27 protein-coding genes are annotated in these 25,189 nt (G+C 63.3%); 15 read left to right on the plus strand and 12 right to left on the minus strand.

Annotated elements, in window-relative coordinates:
• Positions 1-3: 3 nt before the first annotated feature.
• A complete protein-coding gene (gloA, locus tag NTD88_RS13980; protein ID WP_110971193.1) occupies positions 4-525 on the plus strand; it encodes a lactoylglutathione lyase in 522 nt (173 codons plus the stop codon).
• Positions 526-627: 102 nt separating this feature from the next.
• On the opposite strand, the gene NTD88_RS13985 is transcribed toward gloA, so the two are convergent.
• On the minus strand, positions 628-2,028 hold the full coding sequence (locus tag NTD88_RS13985) for a purine-cytosine permease family protein (RefSeq protein ID WP_262154302.1): 1,401 nt from the start codon (positions 2,026-2,028) through the stop codon (positions 628-630).
• Between the two features lie 330 nt (positions 2,029-2,358).
• Between NTD88_RS13985 and NTD88_RS13990 the strand changes: the two genes are divergently transcribed.
• The 3 genes from NTD88_RS13990 to NTD88_RS14000 all read left to right on the plus strand — a co-directional run bounded on the left by NTD88_RS13990 (position 2,359) and on the right by NTD88_RS14000 (position 5,602).
• Positions 2,359-2,844, plus strand: a complete 486-nt coding sequence (locus NTD88_RS13990) for a flavin reductase family protein (RefSeq protein WP_095157472.1) — start codon at positions 2,359-2,361, stop codon at positions 2,842-2,844.
• Between the two features lie 94 nt (positions 2,845-2,938).
• Complete coding sequence (locus NTD88_RS13995; RefSeq protein ID WP_262154301.1) at positions 2,939-3,982, plus strand: LLM class flavin-dependent oxidoreductase; 1,044 nt, start codon at positions 2,939-2,941, stop codon at positions 3,980-3,982.
• A gap of 207 nt (positions 3,983-4,189) precedes the next feature.
• A complete protein-coding gene (locus NTD88_RS14000; RefSeq protein ID WP_095157469.1) occupies positions 4,190-5,602 on the plus strand; it encodes a PLP-dependent aminotransferase family protein in 1,413 nt (470 codons plus the stop codon).
• Here the strand turns inward: NTD88_RS14000 and NTD88_RS14005 are convergent.
• The 7 genes from NTD88_RS14005 to NTD88_RS14035 all read right to left on the minus strand — a co-directional run bounded on the left by NTD88_RS14005 (position 5,553) and on the right by NTD88_RS14035 (position 11,486).
• On the minus strand, positions 5,553-5,843 hold the full coding sequence (locus NTD88_RS14005) for a hypothetical protein (RefSeq protein WP_095157467.1): 291 nt from the start codon (positions 5,841-5,843) through the stop codon (positions 5,553-5,555). The genes NTD88_RS14000 and NTD88_RS14005 overlap by 50 nt on opposite strands.
• 41 nt (positions 5,844-5,884) lie before the next feature.
• Complete coding sequence (locus tag NTD88_RS14010; RefSeq protein WP_315975155.1) at positions 5,885-6,595, minus strand: class I SAM-dependent methyltransferase; 711 nt, start codon at positions 6,593-6,595, stop codon at positions 5,885-5,887.
• A 117-nt stretch (positions 6,596-6,712) separates the two neighbouring features.
• On the minus strand, positions 6,713-7,612 hold the full coding sequence (locus NTD88_RS14015; protein ID WP_095157463.1) for a DMT family transporter: 900 nt from the start codon (positions 7,610-7,612) through the stop codon (positions 6,713-6,715).
• Between the two features lie 65 nt (positions 7,613-7,677).
• Positions 7,678-8,301: a 2OG-Fe(II) oxygenase gene (locus tag NTD88_RS14020; RefSeq protein WP_095157461.1), complete on the minus strand. Its 624-nt coding sequence runs from the start codon at positions 8,299-8,301 to the stop codon at positions 7,678-7,680.
• 2 nt (positions 8,302-8,303) lie between these two features.
• Positions 8,304-9,542, minus strand: coding sequence for a hypothetical protein (locus NTD88_RS14025; RefSeq protein ID WP_262154299.1), 1,239 nt, complete (start codon positions 9,540-9,542; stop codon positions 8,304-8,306).
• Complete coding sequence (locus NTD88_RS14030) at positions 9,542-10,585, minus strand: hypothetical protein (protein WP_262154298.1); 1,044 nt, start codon at positions 10,583-10,585, stop codon at positions 9,542-9,544. Before NTD88_RS14030 ends, NTD88_RS14025 begins: the two co-directional genes overlap by 1 nt.
• A 160-nt stretch (positions 10,586-10,745) precedes the next feature.
• Positions 10,746-11,486, minus strand: a complete 741-nt coding sequence (locus tag NTD88_RS14035) for an SDR family NAD(P)-dependent oxidoreductase (protein WP_262154297.1) — start codon at positions 11,484-11,486, stop codon at positions 10,746-10,748.
• A gap of 331 nt (positions 11,487-11,817) precedes the next feature.
• On the opposite strand from NTD88_RS14035, the gene NTD88_RS14040 reads away from it, so the two are divergent.
• From NTD88_RS14040 to NTD88_RS14070, 7 genes are all read left to right on the plus strand, one after another.
• The gene (locus NTD88_RS14040) at positions 11,818-12,408 is read left to right on the plus strand and encodes an amino acid synthesis family protein (protein ID WP_095157450.1); all 591 of its coding nucleotides are present in this window, start codon (positions 11,818-11,820) and stop codon (positions 12,406-12,408) included.
• A gap of 75 nt (positions 12,409-12,483) precedes the next feature.
• Positions 12,484-13,317, plus strand: a complete 834-nt coding sequence (locus tag NTD88_RS14045) for an alpha/beta fold hydrolase (protein ID WP_262154296.1) — start codon at positions 12,484-12,486, stop codon at positions 13,315-13,317.
• On the plus strand, positions 13,314-14,795 hold the full coding sequence (locus NTD88_RS14050; RefSeq protein WP_262129966.1) for an aldehyde dehydrogenase: 1,482 nt from the start codon (positions 13,314-13,316) through the stop codon (positions 14,793-14,795). The genes NTD88_RS14045 and NTD88_RS14050 overlap by 4 nt, the downstream gene beginning before the upstream one ends.
• A 13-nt stretch (positions 14,796-14,808) precedes the next feature.
• Positions 14,809-15,294, plus strand: coding sequence for a flavin reductase family protein (locus NTD88_RS14055; RefSeq protein ID WP_262154295.1), 486 nt, complete (start codon positions 14,809-14,811; stop codon positions 15,292-15,294).
• A 73-nt stretch (positions 15,295-15,367) separates the two neighbouring features.
• Complete coding sequence (locus tag NTD88_RS14060) at positions 15,368-15,757, plus strand: carboxymuconolactone decarboxylase family protein (protein WP_095157442.1); 390 nt, start codon at positions 15,368-15,370, stop codon at positions 15,755-15,757.
• Between the two features lie 90 nt (positions 15,758-15,847).
• Positions 15,848-16,600, plus strand: coding sequence for a GntR family transcriptional regulator (locus tag NTD88_RS14065; protein ID WP_095157554.1), 753 nt, complete (start codon positions 15,848-15,850; stop codon positions 16,598-16,600).
• A gap of 2 nt (positions 16,601-16,602) precedes the next feature.
• A complete protein-coding gene (locus NTD88_RS14070; RefSeq protein ID WP_175649658.1) occupies positions 16,603-17,166 on the plus strand; it encodes an NUDIX hydrolase in 564 nt (187 codons plus the stop codon).
• A 3-nt stretch (positions 17,167-17,169) separates the two neighbouring features.
• On the opposite strand, the gene NTD88_RS14075 is transcribed toward NTD88_RS14070, so the two are convergent.
• From NTD88_RS14075 to NTD88_RS14090, 4 genes are all read right to left on the minus strand, one after another.
• Positions 17,170-18,048: a LysR family transcriptional regulator gene (locus NTD88_RS14075; RefSeq protein WP_262154293.1), complete on the minus strand. Its 879-nt coding sequence runs from the start codon at positions 18,046-18,048 to the stop codon at positions 17,170-17,172.
• Positions 18,049-18,121: 73 nt separating this feature from the next.
• A complete protein-coding gene (locus NTD88_RS14080) occupies positions 18,122-19,669 on the minus strand; it encodes a hypothetical protein (RefSeq protein WP_262154292.1) in 1,548 nt (515 codons plus the stop codon).
• Positions 19,670-19,821: 152 nt separating this feature from the next.
• Complete coding sequence (gene map, locus NTD88_RS14085; protein WP_262129970.1) at positions 19,822-20,589, minus strand: type I methionyl aminopeptidase; 768 nt, start codon at positions 20,587-20,589, stop codon at positions 19,822-19,824.
• The gene (locus NTD88_RS14090) at positions 20,586-20,840 is read right to left on the minus strand and encodes a ParD-like family protein (RefSeq protein WP_175649654.1); all 255 of its coding nucleotides are present in this window, start codon (positions 20,838-20,840) and stop codon (positions 20,586-20,588) included. Before NTD88_RS14090 ends, map begins: the two co-directional genes overlap by 4 nt.
• A gap of 184 nt (positions 20,841-21,024) precedes the next feature.
• On the opposite strand from NTD88_RS14090, the gene NTD88_RS14095 reads away from it, so the two are divergent.
• The 4 genes from NTD88_RS14095 to NTD88_RS14110 are packed head-to-tail and all read left to right on the plus strand — an operon-like array spanning position 21,025 to position 25,180.
• Positions 21,025-21,627, plus strand: coding sequence for a CDP-alcohol phosphatidyltransferase family protein (locus NTD88_RS14095; protein WP_095157428.1), 603 nt, complete (start codon positions 21,025-21,027; stop codon positions 21,625-21,627).
• 27 nt (positions 21,628-21,654) lie between these two features.
• A complete protein-coding gene (locus NTD88_RS14100; protein ID WP_262154291.1) occupies positions 21,655-23,412 on the plus strand; it encodes a bifunctional alpha/beta hydrolase/class I SAM-dependent methyltransferase in 1,758 nt (585 codons plus the stop codon).
• Positions 23,409-24,728: a phosphatase PAP2/dual specificity phosphatase family protein gene (locus NTD88_RS14105; RefSeq protein WP_262154290.1), complete on the plus strand. Its 1,320-nt coding sequence runs from the start codon at positions 23,409-23,411 to the stop codon at positions 24,726-24,728. Before NTD88_RS14100 ends, NTD88_RS14105 begins: the two co-directional genes overlap by 4 nt.
• On the plus strand, positions 24,725-25,180 hold the full coding sequence (locus NTD88_RS14110; RefSeq protein ID WP_262154289.1) for a hypothetical protein: 456 nt from the start codon (positions 24,725-24,727) through the stop codon (positions 25,178-25,180). Before NTD88_RS14105 ends, NTD88_RS14110 begins: the two co-directional genes overlap by 4 nt.
• The last annotated feature ends 9 nt before the right edge of the window (positions 25,181-25,189 follow it).

Genomic DNA, 25,189 nt, shown 5'->3' on the forward strand with positions numbered 1-25,189 from the left:
CCCATGAGCCTGCAAGACCTCGATACCCTCCCTGGCGTCACCGCGCAGCCTGATGCCGCCACCCACAACTTCGTCTTCAACCACACCATGCTGCGGGTGAAGGACGTCGCCAAATCCCTGGACTTCTATACCCGCGTGCTGGGCTTCAGCCTGGTGGAAAAACGCGACTTCCCGGAAGCCGAATTCAGCCTGTACTTCCTTGCCCTGGTGGACAAGGCGCAGATCCCGGCCGACGCGGCCAAGCGCACCGAGTGGATGAAGTCGATCCCGGGCATTCTCGAACTGACCCATAACCACGGCACCGAGAACGATCCGGCGTTCGCCTATCACAACGGCAACACCGATCCACGTGGCTTCGGTCACATTTGCATTGCCGTGCCGGATATCCGCGCTGCCTGCGAGCGTTTCGAGCAGTTGGGTGTGAACTTCCAGAAGCGCCTGAGCGATGGCCGGATGAAGCACCTGGCGTTCATCAAGGACCCGGATGATTACTGGGTCGAGATCATCCAGCCGACTGAGTTCTGATTGGGCTGTAGCCAGGTGTCGGGGTTGTGCCAGCACACAACCCCGAAGAACCCAAAAAAATGCCGCGATCATCGCGGCATTTTTGTGTCTGCGCAGTAGCGCTTATTGAGTTCGCCAGGCGGCAACCTGCACCTGTTCCCGCCCACGGGTCGCCAGGCAGTAATACAGCGGAATGGTCACCAGCAGCCCCACCAGCCACGACAGGTCCGCGCCTTCCACCAGATTGGCATACGGCCCGACATACAGCGCCGTGTTGGCAAACGGCAACTGCACCAGGATGCCGCAGGCGTAGGCGATGATCGCGTGCGGATTGCAGCGCCCGTAGATGCCCCCGTCGGCAGCGAAAATCGACGCGATGTCGTAGTTGCCGCGCTTGATCAGGTAGAAGTCGATCAGGTTGATCGACGCCCACGGCACCAGCACCAGCAGCAGCGCCAGGATCAAACCGATGAAGTGCGAGATGAAATCGGCCGTGGCACCCAGCGCCGTCAAGCAGCATCCGAACAGGATCACCCCGGAGAGCACCACACGCACCTTGATGCTGGGCGTCCAGGTGCTGGCGAAGGTCTGGATCGCGGTGACGATGGAAAGCACCGCGCCGTACAGGTTCAGGGCGTTGTGGCTGATGATGTTGAGCAGGAACAGCACCATCAGGATCGGCCCCATCCAGCCGGTGGCCTGTTTCACCGCGTCCATCGCCTCGGTGCCTTCCGGCACCAGCAGTACCGCAATGGCGCCGAAGCTGAAGCAGAGGATGGTGCCCAGGGTCGCGCCGAAGTACGTCGCCCAGAACGGCCGGGCAATCCCCACTTCACGCGGCAGGTAGCGTGAATAGTCGGAGGTGTACGGCGAAAAGCTGATCTGCCAGATAACCCCCAGCGACACCGTGGCGATCCAGCCGGACAGGTTGAAGCTGCCACGGGTGAGGAAGTCTGCTGGCAGGTCCTGGGCAAACATCATGACAAAGCCGGCCAGCAGCGCCGAGCCCATGACCCAGGTGCCGATACGGTTGAGGGTATGAATGAAGCGGTAGCCGATGACCCCGATGGCGGTGGCGCTCAGCGCGCCGAGGATGATCGCCGCCGGCATTGGCACGGCAGGTGCAATGCCATGGATCGACTTGCCCGCCAGAACAATGTTGGAAATAAAGAAGCCAACATAGATCAGCGCCGCAAAGAACACGATCAGCAGCGCGCCGTAACGCCCGAACTGGCCGCGGCTCTGGACCATCTGTGGAATCCCCATCTGCGGCCCCTGGGCCGAGGCCAGGGCGATCACGATGCCGCCGAGCAGGTGCCCGAGGACAATGGCGATCAGCCCCCAGAACAGATTGAGGTGGAAGACCTGGACCACCATGGCCCCGGTAACGATTGGCAACGGCGCGATATTGGTGCTGAACCACAGCGTGAACAAATCCCGCGCCTTCCCGTGGCGCTCTGCTGGCGGTACGTAATCGACCGTATGGTTTTCGATCAACTGGTGTTGCGAAGACGGCTGGGACATGGGCAATAAGCTCGAAAGGTTCCGTTTTTATCTTTGTAGGAAACCACTTGCGGCACGCGGCAAGCGGCGTCGAAGCTGAAGACCATATTATGGTATTCCAACATTTTGACAACACTGATTCGCTCTTTTGCCGACCAACTGATCTGCTTTTTGTCTGCTCCCCTTCTTCCCTCATTAGCAAGAAAGCCCCGTAATCATTAGGCTTTAACCAGAATCGTCGCGTTCGTCCGGGCTGGAAAATTCCCCTTGCAAAATAGGTATTACGGTATACCATCAGACACATCAACGATAAAAACGCGGACAAAACCGCTGCATTCCGAGGACCATGCCATGATCGACGCCACCGTCTACAAGAACGTTCTGGGCTCCTTCCCGTCCGGCGTTACGGTGATCACCACCCTGGACGACGACGGCCAGGTGGTCGGCCTCACCGCCAGTGCCTTCAGTTCCCTGTCCATGGACCCGCCGCTGGTGCTGTTCTGCCCCAACTACAGTTCCGATTCCTACCCCGTGCTGATCCGCAACAAGCGCTTCGCCATCCACCTGCTCTCCGGTCAGCAACAGGCCGAGGCCTATGCCTTCGCGAAAAAAGGCAAGGACAAGGCCCAGGGCATCGAGTGGACCCTGAGCGCGCTGGGCAATCCGTTACTGGCCAACGCCACGGCGATCATCGAATGCGAACTGTGGCGCGAATATGAAGGTGGCGACCACGCGATCATGGTCGGCGCGGTGAAGAACCTTATCGTCCCCGAGCAGGCGCCAAGCCCGCTGGTCTATTGCCGCGGCAAGATGGCCAGCCTGCCGGCCTTCGCCTGAGCCCCTATGCTTGTGACAGGCGCCGCCCTGTCCGTCCAGACACTCGCTGCCTGATCCGACAGGCGACCGATAACAAGAGCCGAGGAAACGCCTCATGAAATTTTCGTTGTTCGTACACATGGAACGCTGGGATGAACAGGTCAGCCACCGACAACTGTTCGAAGACCTGACCGAGCTGACCCTGATGGCCGAGAAAGGCGGGTTCAGCACCGTGTGGATCGGCGAACACCACGCGATGGAATACACCATCTCGCCAAGCCCCATGCCGCTGCTGGCGTACCTCGCCGCACGCACCGAAACCATCCACCTCGGCGCCGGCACCATCATCGCGCCGTTCTGGCACCCTATCCGCGTCGCCGGCGAATGCGCCCTGCTCGACGTGATCAGCAACGGCCGCATGGAAGTGGGCCTGGCCCGCGGCGCCTACCAGTTCGAATTCGACCGCATGGCCAACGGCATGCCGGCCTCCGAAGGCGGCGCGGCGTTGCGGGAAATGGTCCCGGCGGTGCGCGCCCTGTGGCAGGGCGACTACGCCCATGATGGCGACACCTGGAAATTCCCCACCTCCACCAGCGTGCCGAAGCCGATCCAGAAGCCGATGCCGCCGATGTGGATCGCCGCCCGCGACCCCGACTCGCACAATTTCGCGGTGAAAAACGGCTGCAACGTCATGGTCACGCCGCTGATGAAAGGCGACGAGGAAGTGGTCGACCTGAAGAACAAGTTCGAAGCCGCCCTGGCCAACAACCCGGACGTGCCGCGTCCGCAACTGATGGTGCTGCGCCACACCCACGTCCATGCCGAATCCGATCCGGACGGCTGGAAGGTCGGCGCCCAGGCCATCAACCGTTTCTATCGCACCTTCGACGCCTGGTTCGGCAACAAGCAGACCCCGAAAGACGGTTTCCTGGCGCCGAGCCCGGAAGCGAAGTTCGCCGAACGTCCCGAGTTCGAACTGGAAAGCCTGCACAAGACCGCCATGATCGGCACGCCGCAGGAAGTCATCGAGCGCATCCGCTACTACCAGGAACTGGGCGTCGACGAGTTCAGCTTCTGGTGCGACAACAGCCTCTCGCACGAAGAGAAGCGCAAGTCGCTGGAGCTGTTCATCAACGAGGTGGTGCCGGCGTTCCGCTGACAGCCTGCCTGAGACAAGAGCGGGCTCGCCGGGCCAAAACCACGGCGAGGCCCGCTCTACCGCCTTCCCCACGAAATACGCCACCTTCATTGGGTGTCGAGGGGAAATTAAACCTTGGTGTTGATCCGGAAAATGGGAGGACTGGTGTAACCTGCCTGCAGAAACCACAAGGTTTCGAGGCGGCAAGGTTCAGTAGGGACGCAAAAAATGTTTGAGATAGATCGCAACAGCAAGGTGCTGTTGGTCGACCAGATTCGCAGTGCAATCATCAGCCGCATCGAGGCCTTCCAATGGGTTCGCGGCAGTCGCCTGCCCTCGGTCAGGGCGCTGGCAAAGCAGTTGGGCGTGAGCATTTTCACGGTCAGCAGCGCGTATGAAGACCTGGTCGCGCAGCAGATCATCGAGTCCCGCCCCGGCGCCGGCTACTACATCCTCGCCTCCGGCCCCGCCGACACCAGCAAAGACCTGGAAAAGATCATCCCCCCCTCCAGCCTGCATGCCGGATTCCTCTACCGGGCGCTGGACCCTTCGCAGTACGACACCCCCGTCAGTTCCGGTTACTTGCCACCTTCCTGGCTGGCGGACGCCGTTCCCGCGTCGGTCACCGGCCGGCTGATCCGCAACACCTTGTCGTGCAGCGTTCCGGCACCCGCCGCCGGCAGCCAGGAACTGCGCTCGGTGATTGCGAAGAAGCTTCGGGAGCTGCAGATCAACGCCTCCAGCACCCAGATCGTGGTGACCATCGGCGCCACTCACGCGTTCTCGCTTATCCGCAGCGTCATGCTCCAGCCCGGCGATTACCTGCTGGTGGAAGACCCCAGCTACCTGTTGCTGCAGTTGAAGCTGATCAAGGACCGCGACTTCAACATCATCACCGTCCCGAGAACGGCCGACGGCCCGGACCTGGAAGCCATGGAAGCGATCGTCGCCGAGTACCGGCCGAAGCTGTTCCTGACCCAGACCCTCATCCACAACCCCACAGGCGGCAACACCTCGCCGGCCAAGGGTTTCAGGATTCTGTCGCTGGCGCAGAAATATGACTTCCATATCGTTGAGGACGATATCTTCGGCGCGCTGTGCACCCGGCAGATGCTGCGCCTGGCCAGCCTGGACGAGTGGAACCGCACCTTCTACCTCAGTGGTTTCAGCAAGGTGCTCAGCCCGGCGCTGCGGCTCGGCTACGTGGTGGCGCCGCCGGCGTTCGTCGAACGGCTGATCGAGCAGAAGATGTACAACGTGCTGTGTGGTTCGTCCCTGGACGAGACGATCGTGGCCTACACCCTGGAGTCCGGGCGCTACCAGCACCATCTGGATGCGTTGCGCCAACGGGTGATGCAGGAACGCATCAGGGCCCGCGACTGGCTGGGCAAGGTCGGAGTAGAGTCCGACGAGGGTGTCGCGGAGGGGCTGTTTATCTGGGCGCGCTTCCCTGCGCATGTGGATCTTCGCCGCCTGGTCGAGGAGGCGCACGATGCACGGATCTTCCTGGCCCCCGGCTCACTGTTCAGCAATACCCGCGAGTTCGACCAGTACATCCGCCTGAACGTCAGTCACTGCAACGACCTTCGTTTCAGGCAGTTCCTCGACGCCCATCTATGCAGCGAAACTGCCAGCGCTTGAAGTAATCCGCCAGCGTGCTCACCTCACCCAGATCCTCATAGGAATAGATGACGCCATTGAGGATCTGCACCACGTCGTTGTCGCGCAAGGCGGGGATGACGGAGTCCTCGAGGATCTCCAGACCGTTGACCGCAAGGCTCAGGTCATCAATCCAGTACAGTGGCTTACCGTCCTGCCCCGACCATATCCGGGTGTCGGCATAGAAGGACTTCAGCGCCAATCCATTGGTTTTCATCGGCATATCGTTGATCCCGGTTCGACTAATGAAGGTGTGGCTACCGCTCAGGCTTTTCGGTGAGCCTTGAAACGCAGCCGTGTTGCATCCACCGTCCAGCGCCCGCTGCCATCCAGCAGGTCGCTGACCAGTTCTTCGGTGACTTCCTCAAGGAACGGTATTCGAATCTCCATCGGCACTGCCTGCAGGTAATGGCCGCAGTTATTTCTGATCCAGTCGCCGATCGACAGTTCCGCCGACATCGGTTGTTCGAACCAACTGATGTGGCTGACGTGAAAGCCGGCCCGCTCCAGCACCCGCTGGTACTCATGGGCACTGGGCAGATACCAGCGTTCCATGCCCATCAGGTTGATGGACCTGCGTTCCAGCGCGCCACTCAGCGCCCGGCGAATCAGCAAGGCGTGACCGCGGCCGGGAAATTCCCCGACAAAGCGCCCGCCCGGCTTGAGTGCCATGAACGCACCGCTGGCCACCTGATCGGCCTGATGCATTTCGTGCAGCGCGTTGTGACTGAACACCGCATCGAATTCCTGATGAAAATACAGCTCCTCGGCATTACCCCGTTTCACCTCCAGGCCCCAGGCGCGTGCGGCCAGCACCCGCTCCGGGTTGATATCGAAACCCACCACCTCGGCGCCCTGGTTTGCCAGTTGCGCGCTGAGGTAACCATTGCCACAACCGATATCCAGCAGCCGCTCACCCGTCTTCAGGGCCAGCAGGCCCACGACATCATCGGTGCGCTGGGCAGCGCAAAGCACAGGACTCTCCTGCGATTCGGTGCTGGGGCGGAAAAAACTCGGAGCACTCATCTGATGGTTTCCGTCTGGGTATCAGGATGAAAAGTCGCGCCAGTCGCCTGGCGCGGGAAAAAGACTTCAGATGCGTTTGGACAGCCAGACCAGAACGATCACGATGGCGCACACCGCCGGGGTCAACCAGTTCCAGGCCTCACCCATCAGCCAGATCGAGAAGGCGAAGGTGAAGAACGGTTGCAGCAGTTGCAGTTGGCTGATGCGCTGGATACCGCCCAGTGCCAGGGCACGGTTCCACGAGAAGAAGCCCAGCAGCGAGTTGATCAGCGCGAGGAACAGCAGCGCCGCAACGCCCTGGCCCGGCAGGTTGGCGATGGTCTCGCTGTCGTACAGCCAGAGGCTGACCGGCAGCAGCACCGGCAGGCTGATGACCAGGGTCCAGCACATCACCTGCCAGCCCGGCAATTCCTTGGACAGCGCGCCACCCTGCGCATAGCCGAAGCCGGCGAGCAGTACCGCGCCGAGCAGCGCCAGGTCACCGATATAGATGTCCTCGACGTTCGACTTGATCACGGTGTAGGCCAGCACGACGAGGAAACCGAGGCTCGACACCGCCCAGAACAGCTTCGACGGCCGGGTACCGGTGATCAGGGTGCCGAAGATCGCGGTGGACAGCGGCAGGGCCGCGAGCACCACGCCGCCGTGGCTGACCGGAACGTGCTGCATGCCCAGCGCGGTCAGGATCGGGAAACCGTAGACGATACCGGTGGAGGTCAGCAGCATGCGCTTGACCTGGGAGCGGTTGGGCAGTGTTGCCCGACCGATGATCAGGAACGGAATCGCCGCAAACGCAGCCAGTACCGAGCGGAAAAAGCCGACTTGCAAGGCGCTCAGATCACCAGCGAGCATCTTCGCCGCCGGCAGGGTCATGGCGAAGGCCGCGACCGAAATGAGGCCCAGGAAATAGGCTTGCAGGTCCTGATTCTTTGTTTCTTGAAAGCTGGCTACAGTGCTTTGCGTCATTGCAACGGTTCCTTCTGGCTTGGCCGGTAAGGCATCCGCCCGACGTGGGCGGATGCGCACGCCGGTCAGATCTGTTTGTTGTTCAGGTTCGGTTTGTCCAGCGGGCTGGTGCTCAGGAAGAACACCAGGGAGGTACGCGTACCGCTTTCAACCTTGCGCACGCCGTGAGGGATCTCGCAGCGGTTGACCAGCACGTCGGCGTAACCGGTCTTGAGCTGGCTCGACTGGCCTTCATGCTCGATGAAGAACTCGCCGCCCTCGTAGTCCTTGCCGAACTGGATCACCACCGAGTAGCGGTATTCCAGGTTGCTGTAGGTGTCGATGTGCTTGCCGATGAAGTTGCCGGACTCCAGCAGGTTGGCCTGGCAGCGACGGATAAAGCATTCGCCGCCCATGATCCCGTTGAAGAACTCGCGGCTCTTGCCCGAGGACAGAATCTCCACCACACGCTGGCCCCACGGGTCGTTGCGGTACACCGGCAACTCGCCTTTCAGGTCTTCCATGAAGCGGCCGACCGAGAGGTAGTTCTGCTCACCCACGTCGCCAATCTCGATGATGGTCTTGGGGATGACCTGGCAGGCCTCCTCCATGTACGCCAGGTCTTCCCGGGAGAACAGTTGGGAGGCGTTGAGGGCCGCGTAGGCGCTGCTGCCGAGTTGCTGGCTTGCCGCTTGAATGGTCTCTTGCATGATCAGGCTCCTTGAGAACTGGGCGTGGGGTACAGGGTGTCTTGAAGGTCGGTCGAAGCGGCTTGCAGCGGGCCGAAGGGCTCGCGGACGCCGCGGCACAGGTGGTCGCGAATCAGGTACAGGCCCGCCATGAATCCCCAGACTTCGAGGTACGGGCCGTAGGTCGACGGCTGCCGCTCGAAGCTGGCGCGGTAGTTGGCGATATGCCGGTAATGCACGTTGGGGCGACGGTGGTGGACGTCGTGGTTGGGCAAGTCTTGCGGGTAGACATACAGGCGCACCGGCACGTCCAGCAGCAGGCACTTGAGCAGCCATCCGGTCCAGGCGACGAGGCCGTGCGACGGTGGCGTGCGGCCCTGGAAACGTCCCCAGGTCAGCCGACCGTAGTGAGTCTTGTCGCCACGCTCGGCATCGCGGTGATAGAACCAGAGGTGCTCGGTGAACAACTGCAGCCACATCGAATGCTCGAACAGCACGGCACGCGGGATCACATAGATCAGGCCGAAGGCCGCCAGCATGTCGGTGGCCCACAGCAGCGCCAGCAGTACGCCCCAGAACACCAGGCGGAACCGCACTTCACCTTGTGGCGGCCGCACGAAGCAGTCGTTCAGCGTGGCGCGCCAGCGGTGCAGCAGGTACGTCGGACGAAACGGCGTGCTGAACGCCCGCCACCAGTACTCCAGCTCCGGCATGCCCGGGTAGAAACCTTGCGCCTGGATAAAGCGCTGGTCCGGGTCGATGTCGGTGCACAGCACATGGATGTTGTGGTGCTCGCGCACATGGCTCTGGTTGTAGGTGTCCCAGTCCTGGTACAGCAGCGGCGTGGTCAGGAAGAACCGGGCGTAGCGCTGGGCGCGCGCCTTGTCCTTGAGCACCGCGCCGTGGGTCAGGTAATGGAAGGTCGCCTGCATGCTGCGCAGCCGATTGACCATCAACACCCAGGCCGCGAGCACCAGCAACACGGACACCAGCGGATGGAAAACCCCGTCCAGCACCGCCTGGCCGAGCAGCACCAGGCCGATCATCGTGCCCCAGGTGAACAGCAGGTGCGCCACCAGGAACGGCTCGCCGGTCTTGTCCATTTGCGCCTTCAGGACCTCAGGCGCCAGCGCCCTGCCCTTGCCGGTCAGCCAGGTCCACAGCGGCTGGAACGGCAGGTGCGCATAGCTTTCGCGCACGTTGCCCTGCGGCCCGTATTGGCAGTAATGAGTGCCTTGATTGGCACGTTCTTGAGTGCTCATCAGTACACCCTGGTCAGGTAGAGGACAGGGATGGTGCTGTACAGCCAATAGAACGGCTGCATGCGGTTGTGGTCGGCGCCGATCACGATCGGGTTGCGCCATTGCCGGGCGAACACCTGGCCGATGGCGGCGTATTCCGCACCCTGGGCGTAGAGGATCTGCATCAGTTCTTCATTGCTGCGCTGCTGATGCCAGGCCTGATAGAGCGGCAACCGGGCATTGAAGATCGCGGCGTAATCCAGGTCGCTGTCGACGATGCAACCGTTGTCGCGATTGGCCAGGCGCTGCTCGGCGTCCGCGGTCAGCGCGCGCCATTGCGCCTCGCCGCCCGCCGCGCCGGCGATCATGATCGACTCGGTCTGCGGCCCCAGCGCATCGAGAATCTTCTGTTGGCTGATACGCAGCTTGTGGGCGAAGCCTTCGCGGGTTTCCTTGAGGCGATCGAGGGTGGACGCGTCGAACCCTTCGAAGTCGCCGGCACCGATGGCAATCCGTGCATCGATGCCGTGCTTTCTCAGGACCGCCTGCAGGTCAGGCAGGGTCTTGACCACACGCCCGGCTACCAGCCCGATGCCTTCGCCGAGGTAGTCGAAGGTGTAGCGCAGCCGACCGTTCTTGTTCTCGTAGCCGTAGTCCGGGCACACCGGCGACACCAGGGTGATGGTCTCGCCCGCAAGGCCCTTGACCAGCGTCTCGGCGAACCGCGCCATGAAGTGCGGTGGGGAGGTGGTGAAGGACAGGCGCTCGAATGCCCGCTCCAGGTCCACCACCAGGGCGTCCGGCAATTCACGCATGGCCGGGTAACGGACCTTGAGTGCCGGCGTGGTCACCGTGTTGTCGTTGACCGCACATAGCAACAGGCTCAGCAGCGACGGACGACTCTGGTTGATATACGGCTTGTCCAGAATAAGTGTCTTCTTGCCTTCGCTGTTTCGCACTTGCCATTGGAAGCCGGGAAACTTCGACTGAATGAAACGATAGAACGGCATATAACGTGGCAGCCCGGTACTTTCATCACCTTCCTGTTGGAAGCGGGCATACACTGCCGACAACCTGGACACTTCATCTTCAATGCAAAGTGCCTTGACCAGGTCGGCCGGCGGTTGTTGCGACAGAGAGATTGGCGACAACACACGCTTGCTGATCAACTTATGAGTAAGTTTGTTTCTGACGTAATACTTCGCGAGAGTCTGGCTCATGGCATCACCGGTACGAAAGTTCCTGGTCAGCAGGCATTAGTTCGATAAGGTTGATATTCACGTGTTCCGGCTGACTTAATGCCCAGAGCACCGAGTTGGCGACATCAACCGGTTCCAGCGGGGTCAGGGTGCTGTACACCCGGTCGGCCTTTTCCTGGTCGCCGTCGCACTGCACCAGGGCGAACTCCGAACGGGTCTTGCCCGGTGCAACGCTGGTCAGCCGCACCTTGCTGCCCACCAACTCGGTGCGCAGGCAGCGCCCGAAGTGATCGACAAAGGCTTTCGAAGCGGCGTACACATGGCCGCCCTTGTAGTGCACATGGGCACCGATCGAGGTCAGGTTGACCACATGCCCGCGACCGCTTTCGATCAACTTCGGCAATACCGCACGGGTGACGTTGATCAGCCCGTGGACATTGGTATCGAGCATGGTGGTTATTTGCTCGTCCGTTATATCCAGCAACGTTCCCTGGCCTTGAAGCAAGCCGGCACCGTTGACAAGTTTGCTGAAGGCGGCGAACGCGTCGGGTAGTTGATTGATCAATTTAGTAATTGACTGGCTGTCGCGAACATCACAGCTCACCGGATAAAAACGTCCGTGGAATTCATCCGCCAGTGCATCAAGACGATCTTCCCGACGTCCGATTCCTACAACTTTACTTCCCTGCTCTATCAAAAGTCTGGCGCAAGCCAGCCCAATGCCAGACGTCACGCCAGTGACGACGACCGTTTCATCAGTTTTCAAGTGATGCTCCTTTTTATTGCACTTTTCGATGGGTAATTGCAGTTACAGAAGCGTCCGTGCCTGATGAACACGTGCAGGTTAGAAAGCGCGAGGCGGGATGTACCGGTACAGCGAGAGGGGCGCGCGCCAAACTGTCTGGTCGCGGGACCATGACAGTTCGGGAGGGCAGCGGGCAGGCGTGGCTGTTCATGTGCGGATCACGCGCGGGGGGCGTGCGCTGCCCAACCACTTATCCCCTCCCCGCAGAAATTTTCTGCAACCTCTTGCACATCAAATATTATGGTATACCATCAGACAACAAGACCTAATCAACACTCCGCAGGAGCCGCTCATGAGTTTCGAAATCCGCAAGATCGTCACCTACTCCGAAGAAACCCGCATCGAAGGCGGCAAGGCCACCGACAAACCGGTGACCATGGTCGGACTGGCCGTCGTGATCAAGAACCCTTGGGCGGGCCGCGGTTTCGTCGACGACCTCAAGCCTGAAATCCGCGCCAACTGCTCCGAGCTGGGCGCGCTGATGGTCGAGCGCCTGACCGCCGCCATCGGTGGCGCCGACAAGATCGAGGCCTACGGCAAAGCCGCCGTGGTCGGCGCCGACGGCGAGATCGAGCACGCCTCCGCAGTGATCCACACCCTGCGCTTCGGCAACCACTACCGCGAAGCGGTCCAGGCCAAGAGCTACCTGAGCTTCACCAACAAGCGCGGCGGCCCAGGCACCTCGATCCAGATCCCGATGATGCAGAAGGACGACGAAGGCCTGCGCTCGCACTACATCACCCTGGAAATGCAGATCGAAGACGCCCCGCGTGCCGACGAAATCGTCGTGGTCCTGGGCGCTGCCGACGGCGGTCGCCTGCACCCGCGCATCGGCAACCGCTACATCGACCTGGAAGAGCTGGCCGCGGAAAAAAACCAATAACAACAACGTCCATCGGGCCGGGGCGTGCGTTCGGTCCAGACCGCAGCACGCCCGACTCTCAAGGAGCGCCCCACCATGATTCAGCCTGTTGCTGAACGTACACCTGCCGGAACCAGTTACCTGGCCAGCGGCCAGGGTCATCCCGTGGTACTGATCCACGGCGTGGGCCTGAATAAAGAAATGTGGGGCGGACAGTTCGTCGGCCTCGCCAGCGACTACCGCGTCATCGCCTATGACATGCTCGGCCACGGCCAGAGCCCGCGTCCGGCGCCCGGCACCGACCTGCAAGGCTACGCCGCGCAATTGGCCGAACTGCTGGAACACCTGCAGATTCCCCAGGCCACGGTGATCGGCTTTTCCATGGGCGGCCTGGTCGCCCGCGCCTTCGCCCTGCACTACCCGCACAACCTGTCGGCACTGGTGGTGCTCAACAGTGTGTTCAACCGCAGCCCCGAGCAGAGCGCCGGCGTTATCGCCCGTGCCGCCCAGGCCGCCGAACACGGCCCCGACGCCAATGCCGAAGCGGCCCTGGCGCGCTGGTTCAGTCGCGAATACCAGGCGGCCAACCCGGCGCAGGTCGCGGCCCTGCGCCAGACCCTGGCCAGCAATGACCCGCAAGGCTACCTGACCACCTACGAACTGTTCGCCACCCAGGACATGTACCGCGTCGACGACCTGGGCAGCATCCAGGTGCCGACCCTGATCGCCACCGGCGAGTTCGACCTCGGCTCGACGCCGGCCATGAGCCGCGAACTGGCCGAGCGCATTCCCGGCGCGCAAAGCGTGGTGCTGGCCGAACAGCGGCATATGATGCCAGTGGAGTCGCCGCGCCTGGTCAACCAGATGCTGCTGGACTTCCTCGGGCACGCCCGGGCCCTCTCCGACTCAGCCAAGGGGATCGTTGCATGACGCTCACTCGTTTCCAGATGTGCATCGACGGCCAATGGCTCGATGCCCACAGCGGCAAGACCTTCGACAGCCTCGACCCGTCCACCGCGCAGCCCTGGGCGCAACTGCCCGATGCCGATGAAACCGATGTCGAACGCGCCGTCCAGGCCGCCCAGAAAGCCTTCGACAGCAAAGCCTGGCGCGGCCTCACTGCCACCGCCCGGGGCAAACTGCTGCGCCGCCTTGGCGACCTGATCGCCGAAAACAAAGAGCACCTGGCGCAACTGGAAAGCCGCGACAACGGCAAGCTGATCCGCGAAACCCGCGGCCAGGTCGGCTACCTGCCGGAGTTCTTCCACTACACCGCAGGCCTGGCCGACAAGCTCGAAGGCGGCACCCTGCCGCTGGACAAGCCGGACCTGTTCGCCTACACCGTGCACGAACCGATCGGCGTGGTCGCCGGGATCATCCCCTGGAACAGCCCGCTGTACCTGACCGCGATCAAGCTGGCACCGGCCCTGGCCGCCGGCAACACCATCGTGCTCAAGCCGTCCGAGCACGCCTCGGCGACCATCCTCGAACTGGCCCGCCTGGCCCTCGAAGCCGGCTTCCCGGCTGGCGTGGTCAACGTCGTCACCGGCTACGGCCCGAGCACCGGCGCGGCGCTGACCCGTCATCCGCTGGTGCGCAAGATCGCCTTCACCGGCGGCGCCGCCACCGCTCGCCATGTGGTGCGCAGCAGCGCCGAAAACTTCGCCAAGCTGTCGCTGGAGCTAGGCGGCAAGTCGCCGAACATCATCTTCGCCGACGCCGACCTCGACAGCGCCATCAATGGCGCCGTGGCCGGCATCTATGCCGCCTCCGGGCAGAGTTGCGTGGCCGGCTCGCGGCTGCTGGTGCAAGACGAAATCTTCGACGAATTCGTCGAGCGCCTGATCGAACGCGCCAAGCGCATCCGCATCGGCAACCCGCAGGACGAAGGCAGCGAAATGGGCCCGATGGCCACCGCCCAGCAACTGGCCGTGGTCGAAGGCCTGGTCGCCGCTGCCTGCGCCGAGGGCGCGCGCCTGCGCCTGGGCGGCAAGCGCGCCGAGGTCGAAGGTGACGGCTGGTACTACGAGCCGACCCTGTTCGAATGCGATAGCAACTCGATGACCATCATGCAGGAAGAAGTCTTCGGCCCGGTCGCCGCGGTGATCCGCTTCAAGACCGAAGAAGAAGCCCTGGCCATGGCCAACGACTCGCAGTTCGGCCTCGCCGCCGGCATCTGGACCCGCGACCTCGGCCGCGCCCACCGTCTGGCCCGCGACGTGCGCTCGGGGATCATCTGGGTCAACACCTACCGCGCCGTCTCGGCGATGGCACCCATCGGTGGCTTCAAGAACAGTGGCTATGGCCGCGAAAGCGGTATCGACTCGGTGCTGGCCTACACAGAACTGAAAACGGTCTGGATCAACCTCTCGACCGCGCCCATGCCCGACCCCTTCGTCATGCGCTGACAGGTGAACTGAAATGATCGAACCCGGCATCTACAAAGACGTGATGGGCTCCTTCCCGTCCGGCGTGACCATCGTCACCACGCTGGATGCCGAGGGCGGCCTCGTCGGCATCACCGCCAGCGCCTTCAGCGCGCTGTCGATCGACCCGGCGCTGGTACTGTTCTGCCCCAACTACGCCTCCGACACCTACCCGATCCTGCGCGACGCCAAGCGCTTCGCCATCCACCTGCTGGCGGCGGGACAAACCGCCGAAGCCTACGCCTTCGCCGGCAAAGGCAAGGACAAGGCCAAAGGCATCGCCTGGCACCTCAGCGAGCTGGGCAACCCGCTGCTGGAGAACGCCACGGCGATCATCGAGTGCGAGCTGTGGCGCGAATACGACGGTGGCGACCACGCCATCATCGTGGGTGAGGTGAAGAACCTGGTGCTGCCTGAGCAGCCGGCCACGCCGATGATCTATCACAAGGGCAAGCTGGGCGCGCTGCCGCCCCTGGGTTGATTTTCAGGGCCTTATCACCGGCAAGCCGGCGATAAGGCCTGCCCTTTTTCCACCTGTGGAGAAACACTCCGGCATGAACAACGAAAAATACGAAAAAGGCCTGGCCATCCGCACCCAGGTGCTGGGCGAGGACTACGTCAACCGCTCGATCCAGAACGCCGACGAGTTCACCAAGCCGCTACAGGAACTGGTCACCGAGTACTGCTGGGGCCACGTCTGGGGCCGCGACGGTTTGTCGCTCAAAGAGCGCAGCATGATCAACCTGGCGATGATTTCGGCGCTCAACCGACCGCACGAACTCAAGCTGCACATCCGTGGCGCCTTGCGTAACGGACTTAGTCGTGAGCAAATACGCGAAATCCTCCTCCAGGTCGGTATCTATTGCGGCGTACCCGCGGCCGTGGACAGCTTTCGCCTGGCCCGCGAAGCCTTCGCCGAGGCCGACTCGGAGTCAACCAGTTAAATACTGGCTGTTCGAAACCACCGCAGGGAGCACCCGGTTATCGAGTGCTCCGATGTCGCTGGCGCAACAGCCAATTGCAGAGCGCAGATGATGAAACGCCAGCCCCTCGACGACAGCTTCAAGGTCAACCGCAACCCCGTTACCCTGCGTGAAATCGTGCTCGACAAACTGCGCGGCGCGATCATGAATTTCCACCTTCTGCCCGGCGACCGTCTGGTCGAACGCGACCTCTGCGACCGCCTCGGCGTCAGCCGCACCTCCGTCCGTGAAGCCCTGCGCCACCTGGAATCCGAAGGTCTGGTGGAGTTTGCCGACGCCAAGGGCCCGCGCGTTGCCATCATCACCCTCGAAGACGCCCGCGATATCTACGAATTGCGCTGCGTGCTCGAAGGCCTGATCGTCCAGTTGTTCACCCTCAATGCCAAGGCCAAGGACATCCGCGCCCTGGAAAAGGCCCTCGAAGAAAACCGCGAGGCCCTCAAGGACGGCGAGCTGCAACAAGTGATCGACTCGGTGCAGGGCTTCTACGATGTGCTGCTCGAAGGCTCCGGCAACCATGTCGCCGCCACCCAGTTGCGCCAGTTGCAGGCACGCATCAGCTACCTGCGGGCCACCTCGGTGTCCCAGCAAAACCGCCGCGGCGCCAGCAACCAGGAAATGGAAAAGATCGTCGAGGCGATCAAGAGCGGCGATCCACTGGCCGCACACCAGGCTTCCGTGGACCACGTCCGCGCTGCCGCCAAGGTGGCCCTGGACTATCTGCGTTCGAAACAGGACGACGCCGGCAAGATCCGCGAAATCGCCACCCCCATCGCTCTGAAAGAGCCCCGCATAGGTCGCTGATCATGCCCGCCGTCCCGCGTTTCTGCCCGCAATGCTCCGCCGCGCTGCACGCTGGACGGCCCGAAGGCGACACCCACGAGCGGCTGCTCTGCGCCGCCTGCGGCTACATCCATTACGTCAATCCGAAGATCATCGCCGGCTGCATCATCGAGCGCGACGGCAAGTACCTGCTGTGCCAGCGCGCGATTCCGCCGCGCCCCGGCACCTGGACGCTGCCGGCAGGCTTCATGGAGGCCGGGGAAACCACCGAGCAGGCGGCCCTGCGCGAGGTCTGGGAAGAAACCGGGGTACGCGCCGATATCGTCTCGCCCTACTCGATCTTCAGCGTGCCGAAGATCAGCGAGGTGTATATCGTCTTCCGCGCGGTGGCGGTGGAAATCACCGGCCAGTACGGCCCGGAAACCCTCGACTGCCGCTTCTTCGCCCCCGACGAAATCCCTTGGGACGCCATCTACTACCCGGCGATCCGACAGATCCTCGAACGCTACATCGAGGAACGCCAGGCCGGGGTCTACGGCATCTATATGGGCAACGACGACAGCGGCAAGGTCCACTTCATCCGCTGACCCTCAGCCCAGGCGCTGCTTGAGAAACTCGATCAGCGCCTGCACCGGCCGCGCACTCTGCCGGTGCTGCGGGTACACCGCCGACAGTTGCAACGGCTCCGGGGCGAACGCCGCCAGCACCGGCACCAGCGAACCGTCCTCCAGCGCATCGCCGACGATGAACGTCGGCAGGTAGGTGATGCCCATCCCGGCAACCGCCGCTTCGCGCAGCAAGTCACCGTTATTCGCCCGCATCCGTCCGCATACCGTCACCACCCGGACCTTGCCCTGCTCGACGAAACGCCATTGCACCTGGCGGCCATGGCCGTAGGGCAGGCAATCGTGCTCGGCCAGATCGTCCGGCCGCGACGGTGTGCCGCGCCGGGCCAGGTAATCCGGGCTGGCGCAATAGACCCGGTCCATCGCGGCAAGGCGCCGGGCAATCAGCGTCGAGTCCTCCAGCACACCGATGCGCAGCGCCAGGTCGTAGCCCTCGCCCAACAGGTCCACCGAGCGGTCGCTGAGGTCCACCTCGACACTGACCTGCGGATAGCGCTGCAAAAACTCCGGCAACAGCGTGCCCAGATGCGCCACGGCAAACGACAACGGCGCGCTCAGGCGCACAGTGCCGCGGGGCTCGCTGGTCTGCCCGGCGATGCCCTGCTCCACCTGTTCCACCTCGGCCAGCAGGCGCTGGGCCGATTCGTAGTAACTCTGGCCCAGCGGGGTCGGGTCCAGGCGCCGGGTCGAGCGGTTGAGCAGGCGCACACCCAGGCGCTCTTCCAACGCCATCAACCGCCGGCTGACGAACTGCTTGGACAAACCCAGCTTGTCAGCCGCAGCAGTGAAGCTGCCGGACTCCATGACCTGGGAAAAGATACGCATGTCTTCGAACGGGTTCATTGTCGCTTCCTGGTGGACAGTGACACGCCTTATAACCGCTTTTTGACGCGCCGACGAGGGTGCGATCAGGCCTTCAAGCCGGGGTGATCCAGAAGATGTCCTTGCTCTTCAACCGGATCTCCATCCGCCCGTCCTTGCGCACACGCAGCACCGAGTTCTTGTAGACCGCCTGCTCGTCCTTGAAGTACTTGTCGCTCGCCCAGTAAGCGCCGCCCTTCTCCTCGTAGGCCACGAAGTTGCCGTCCTGCTGCAACATCAACCGCCCCGCCTTGACCTTCCTGTCGCTTGCCGCCGACCAGACCACTTTCTGGTCCCGGGTTCTGACCAGTTCCAGCGCACCTTCATGCCGGAAGTACAGGCGATAGGTGCCCATGTCGGAGGTCAGGAAACAGCCCGGAATCAGGTGCTCATCGACCTCCAGGCGATCACGCTCGGCGAACGCGCTGACATAGGGATCGATGTAGAACTGTTGATCGTTATCGTGCGGGTGATCGGCGCGCTTGCCGTCCAGCCGGCAGTCCGTGACCGACTTTCCGCTCCGCGTGATCAGGCGGCTGTCGTTGAACGGGTCATCGGGCTTGCTCTTGTATTGCAGGTTGAACATCTTGGTCGAGCGGTTCCAGGTGATCTTCCACGCGAGGTTGCGGTCTTTGCCATCAACCGCGCCAGGTTTCCCGCCAAACTGCAGGACCTTGCCGGAAACCGCGTGCCTGACGCGAAAACGATGATCGATATGCGGATTGAACACCAAGGGCTCGATCGCCTCCAGCCGCCACTCCTGGATCACCGAGCACAGACGGACCTGATTGTCGCTGCCAAAACGCATCCCGAAGTCGCCCAGGCCAGAGCGAAACGACACCTGGAGACCCTGCGTATCCAGCACCAGCTCCTGGACCAGCGCCTTGACCTCGCCCGGCAGCACATGGGTCATCTCGATTTCCTGCTTGCCCAGCTCGCGCTCGAAGTTCTTCAGCTCATCTCCCAACCGGTAAGGCGTGCAAGGGTCCTGGTCGACCAGGTGCAGCAGCAACATTGCCTTGACCTGCGCCAGGTAAAAACGGGCGTAGGTGTACTGGGTCGCAAAGAAGAACGACACGAAGTCACGCCGGCCCTGGTCTTCCTGGAACGGGGAGAGAAAATCGTATCCGTAGACATTACTCAGCAACGCCTGAAGGATCTTGAGATTTTCCCGAACCTCACTGGCAACCCGGCTACCCAACAAGCCGAGACGGCCGAGCGCGACCATCCGGTCGGCCGCGCCCTGCAGGCCACCCGCCGCGTGTTCGCGAATCGCCCTGGCCAGGGTTTCGAGCAAGCCGTCGTATTCCCGATAAATGCTCTCGATCGTGGTCACGGCGGGCGCAATCGCATACTTCGAGAGGTCGAGGCGATACAGGTCGACCTGCCTGTCGACCCGAGTGATGTTCAAACGGGCAGTGTCCAGCAGGTCGAGGTCGCGTTGCAGGCGCTGGTCGACCTCGTCGAACGGCACACTGCGGTGATCTGCGAGCAGCACGCCCCAGACGCCTTTGACCGCCTGCGGCACAAACGCAAGACCGGTCTGCTCGGCAAGCTCCCGGGCGGAAATCGATAGGCCGTACTGAAGCGGTGAGTTGATCATCGACGCCTTTCTCCCTGTGCGGCTGGACAACCCAACCGGCTGCGAGAACCGATTGTAGGAGGAAGGACCGAACGAATAAATAGCAAATAGCCATCAACCAGCAATGCCGCATGGCCTCTCACGAGGCCATCATTCAGGTGGCGTCGGAGCGCTCAGCGCAGCTCCGGCCAGGTGGTGAGCACATCGAAACCGTCATCGGTGACCACCACCATGTGTTCCCACTGCGCCGACAGTGAATTGTCACGAGTGACCACCGTCCACTGGTCGGCCAGGGTCTGGGTCTGGCGCTTGCCGGCGTTGAGCATTGGCTCGATGGTAAAGATCATTCCCGGCTTGAGCTTCATGCCCAGGCCGCGCTGGCCGAAGTGGAGGATCTGCGGCTCGCCGTGATAGACCTGGCCAATCCCGTGGCCACAATACTCGCGCACCACGCTGAAACCGGCGCCCTCGCCCACGGACTGGATGGCGTGACCGATATCGCCCAGCGTGGCTCCCGGCCGTACGCTCTTGATGCCGGCCCACATGGCGTCGAAGGTGACGTCCACGAGTCGCCGCGCCTCGTCGCTGACCTCGCCGACGTAGTACATGCGGCTGGTGTCGCCGAACCAGCCGTCCTTGATCACGGCAGTGTCGATATTGACGATGTCGCCTTCCCTGAGCACCCGGTTCGACGGAATGCCGTGGCAGATCACCTCGTTGACCGAGATGCAGATGGTCTTGGGGAAACCGTGGTAACCGACGTTGGCCGGAATCGCTTTCTGCACCTTGACGATGTAGTCGTTGCAGATGCGGTCCAGCTCATCGGTGGTGATGCCGGGCTGCACATGGGGCTTGATCATCGCCAGTACATCGGCGGCCAGTTCGGCGGCGACACGGGCCTGGGCGATCTGCTCACGGGTATGAAGGATGACGTTTCTCAATGCTGCGCTCCCATGCCAGTCGACAGCGGCGTGCTGTCCAGCGCGCAAACCCGCTTGAGGTCGAGGCCGCCCTGCTGCTCGGCCTGGATCAGCAGGCGGCAGATTTCATTGTGGTTCAGGTCGGGGTGCAACTCGGCGAGCATGCCGATGCGCATCCAGTGTTCGGCCTGCGCATTGATGGAGCGGCTGAGCGCGTTGCTCGCGACGCGAAGGCTCTCATGCATTGATTCTGAGATTTTTACGATGCCCACGGAAAGTTCCTATATGAAACGCTGACGTTTCGTATATTAGCTGAAAACTTGCGCTAGGTAACATTTCCCGCTTGATCCGCTGTACGGCAGCGCGCTGGAAAAGCACAGTTTCACGCTTACGCTTTACAGGCAGGGCCGCCGGCCCCGCCGAACCCTGTGTCGTGTCAGTCAAGGAAGTCGCCGCGTGCCCTCCATCTACCAGCTCAAACCCCGCTTCCAGGCGCTGTTGCGCCCGGGTGTCAGCCGCCTGCATCAGCGCGGCGTCACCGCCAACCAGGTGACCGTCGTCGCCGCCCTCGTCTCCGTCCTGCTCGGCCTGCTGCTGGCCTGGGGCAGCCAGCACGCCTGGCTGTTCGCCCTGTTGCCACTGTGGATGCTGCTGCGCATGGCGCTCAATGCGGTGGACGGCATGCTCGCCCGCGAATTCGGCCAGCAGTCGCGGCTGGGCGCCTACCTCAACGAACTCTGCGACCTGATCGCCGATGCCGCGCTGTACCTGCCGTTCGCCCTGTTGCCCGGCGTCTCGCCGTTGCTGGTGGTACTGGTGGTGTTCGCCGCGCTCATCAGCGAATACGCCGGGGTCATGGGCCCGCTGGCCGGGGCCTCGCGGCGCTACGACGGACCCATGGGCAAAAGCGACCGGGCCTTCGTCTTCGGTACGCTGGGCCTGGCCGTGGCGTTCGCCATTCCGGCCGCCTGGGTCAACGGCGTGCTGCTGGTGGTCCTGCTGCTTTCCCTCTATACCCTCTACAACCGGGTGCGCCGAGGTCTCGACGAAACCCGCTGATTCTCTCGCCGGATAAGGATCTGTCCCATGCGCCAGGCGCAATCGCTGCACTTCACCACCCATGACGGCGTCGAGCTGTATTACCGCCACTGGCCGGCGCAACGCGAGCCGGGCCAGCCGAAACGCGCGCTGGTGATGTTCCACCGCGGCCACGAACACGGCGGGCGCATGGCCCATCTGGTGGATGAACTCAACCTGCCCGACCACGACTTCTTCGCCTGGGACGCCCGCGGCCACGGCCAGTCCCCCGGCACCCGCGGCGACAGCCCCGGCTTCGCCACCAGCGTGCGCGACGTACAGACCTTCATCGAGCACATCGCCCGCCAACACGACATCGCCGAGGAAGACATGGCGGTGCTCGCGCAGAGCGTCGGCGCGGTACTGATCGCCACCTGGGCCCACGACTACGCGCCGAAGGTACGCTGCCTGGTGCTCGCCTCGCCGGCCTTCAGCATCAAGCTCTACGTGCCCTTCGCCCGCCCCGGCCTGAAACTGCTGCGGGCCTGGCGCGGCAACTTCTTCGTCAACAGCTACGTCAAGCCGGCGCTGCTCAGCCATGACCCCGAGCGGGTGAGGTCCTACACCAGCGACCCGCTGATCACTCGGCCGATTTCGGTGAACATGCTGCTCGGGCTGTACGAAGCCGCCGACCGGGTGGTGGCCGACGCCCAGGCGATCCAGATCCCGACGCAGGTGCTGATTTCCGGCGCCGACGTCGTGGTGCGACGCAAGCCGCAGGAACAGTTCTTCGACCGCCTCGGCACCTTGCACAAGGAAAAGCACATCCTCCCCGGTTTCTTCCACGACACCCTCGGCGAGCGTGATCGTGCCCATGCCCTGGCGCGGATCCGTCGTTTCGTCAGCCAGTGCTTCCAGCAGCCGGTCGAGCGCCCCTCACTGCTCGATGCCGACCGCCAGGGCGCCAGTTGCGCCGAAGCGGAAAGCCTCGCCGCGCCGCTGCCGAAATACTCACCGCGCAACCTTTACTGGCAAGCCACCCGCGCCTCGCTGCGCCTGGGCAAAAAGTTGTCCGAAGGGGTCAAGCTCGGTTTCGACACCGGCTTCGACTCCGGCAGCACCCTGGACTACGTCTACCGCAACCAGCCCACCGGCAAGGGCACGCTCGGCCAGCTGGTGGACCGCAACTACCTCGATGCCATCGGCTGGCGCGGCATCCGCCAGCGCAAGCTGCACGCCGAGGAGCTGCTGCGCAACGCCATCGAACGCCTGCGCCTGCAGGGCCGTCCGGTGCATATCGTCGATATCGCCGCCGGCCATGGCCGCTACATCCTCGAAGCGCTGCAAGGACTGGAGCAGCGCCCCGACTCGATCCTGCTGCGCGACTACAGCGAACTCAACGTCACCCAGGGCAATGCCCTGATCAGCGAGAAAGGTCTGGGCGACATCGCCCGCTTCGTCCAGGGCGATGCCTTCGACCGCGCCTCCCTCGCCGCGCTTGATCCCAAACCCACGCTGGCGGTGGTCTCCGGGCTGTATGAACTGTTCCCCGACAACGACCTGGTGCGCACGTCGCTGGCGGGCCTTGCCGATGCGATCGAAGACGGCGGCTATCTGGTCTACACCGGCCAGCCGTGGCATCCGCAACTGGAGATGATCGCCCGCGCGCTGACCAGCCATCGCGGCGGCGAAGCCTGGGTCATGCGCCGGCGCAGTCAGGCGGAAATGGACCAACTGGTGCAGGCCGCGGGCTTCCGCAAGCTGGAACAGCGCATCGATGAATGGGGCATCTTCAGCGTCAGCCTCGCCCAGCGGGTGCGCGAATGAGCGTACCCCGCGAGCCCGGCCTGATCCGCCGCGGCGTGCTATGGCTGTTGTTGCTCGGCCCGCTGTTTTTCATCAGCTACGGCCTGAGCAACAGTTTCACCGCCCAGCGCGACGACGTCGGCAGCCTGGTCTTCGCCTGGGAGCGGCAGGTGCCACTCTGGCCGTGGACGATCATTCCCTACTGGTCCATCGACCTGCTCTACGGCCTGTCCTTCCTGGTGCCGCGCACCCGTGGCGAAATGGATCGCCACGCCCTGCGCCTGCTCAGCGCCCAACTCATCTGCATCGTCTGCTTCCTGCTCTGGCCGCTGCGTTTCACCTTCGAACGCCCGGAACTGGAGGGCGTGTTCGGCTGGCTGTTCGATGTGCTGATGGGTTTCGACAAGCCCTACAACCAGGCGCCATCGCTGCACATCGCGCTGCTGGTGGTGATCTGGGCGATGTTCGCCCGGCACACCCGCGGCGTGCTGTTGCGCGGGTTGCTGCATGTGTGGATGGTGCTGATCGGCCTGTCGGTGCTGACCACCTGGCAACACCATTTCATCGACCTGCCCACGGGCGCGCTCGCCGGCTTCCTCTGTCTCTGGCTGTGGCCGCGCGAAGGTCCATCACCGCTGCACCTGACCCGTCTGCCCGACACGCCGGAGCGCTACCGTCTGGCCTGGCGCTATGCGCTCGGCGCCGCGCTGTTGGCGGGCGCGGCATTCGTCCTCAAGGGCGGCTGGCTGTGGCTGCTGTGGCCTGGGCTCGCGGCGCTGATGGTGGCGCTGAACTACCTGCTGTTCGGCGCCGGCGGCTTTCAAAAACGCGCCGATGGCTCCCAGCCGTGCGCCGTGCGCTGGTTGCTGGCGCCGTACCTTGCGGTGGCCTGGATCAATTCGCGGCTGTGGACCCGTCGCCACCCGCAAGCCGATGAAGTCTGCGACGGGGTGTTCCTCGGGCGCATTCCGGCGCGGGGCGAAGCCACGGCATTCGCCAGTGTGGTCGACCTGTGCGCCGAGTTGCCAATGAAGGTCACCCCCGGCCAACACTACCGCAGCCTGCCGAGCCTGGACCTGGTGGTGCCGGAACAGGCGCTGTGCCGTGAAGCGGCGGACGCCATCGAAGCGCTGCGCGTCCACGGCCCGCTGCTGGTCTGCTGCGCCCTGGGCTACTCGCGCAGCGCCTGCGCCGTGGCGGCGTGGCTGCTGCTCAGCGGGCGCTGCGCCGATGTCGCCGCCGCCGAAGCGATGATTCGCCGCGCCCGTCCCGGCGTGGTTTTGCACCCAGCGCACCGGCGCCTGCTGGAGCGCCTGCAACCCGGAGCCTGTCCATGAGCGAAGATGCCCAGCTTGCCCTGGCCGCCCGCCTGCTCGCGCGCGGCCCACAGATCGAACGCCTGTCCGACGGCATCAGCCTGCTGGCCCTGGCCTACGGGCTGGCGCCGCTACTGATCGCCGCCAACCACCCGCGACTGGCAAGCCTGCTCTGTGCCGTGCTGGTGCTGCTCGGTATCGCGCAGAAGTATTTCGCCCTACGGGTCGCCCTCGATGCCGACCTGATCGGCAACCTTGCCAGCGACGCCGGGCGCCTGAGCAGCCGCACCCGGGCGCTGGATCAGGCCCTTCACGAACTCGGCCTGAAACCCGCCGCCGGCCGCGAGCGCGACTGGACGTCGCGCTGCCGCGGCGCCTTGCGCCTGCTGCGCGGCCAGGTCCTGTGCCTGGGGCTGCAGGTTTTCCTCGCCGTGCTCACGCTGCTTTCCCTGCCCTGGCTTCCGGCCACATAAGGACGTTTT

This window comes from Pseudomonas sp. 20P_3.2_Bac5, from assembly GCF_025466035.1.
Taxonomy (GTDB): domain Bacteria; phylum Pseudomonadota; class Gammaproteobacteria; order Pseudomonadales; family Pseudomonadaceae; genus Aquipseudomonas.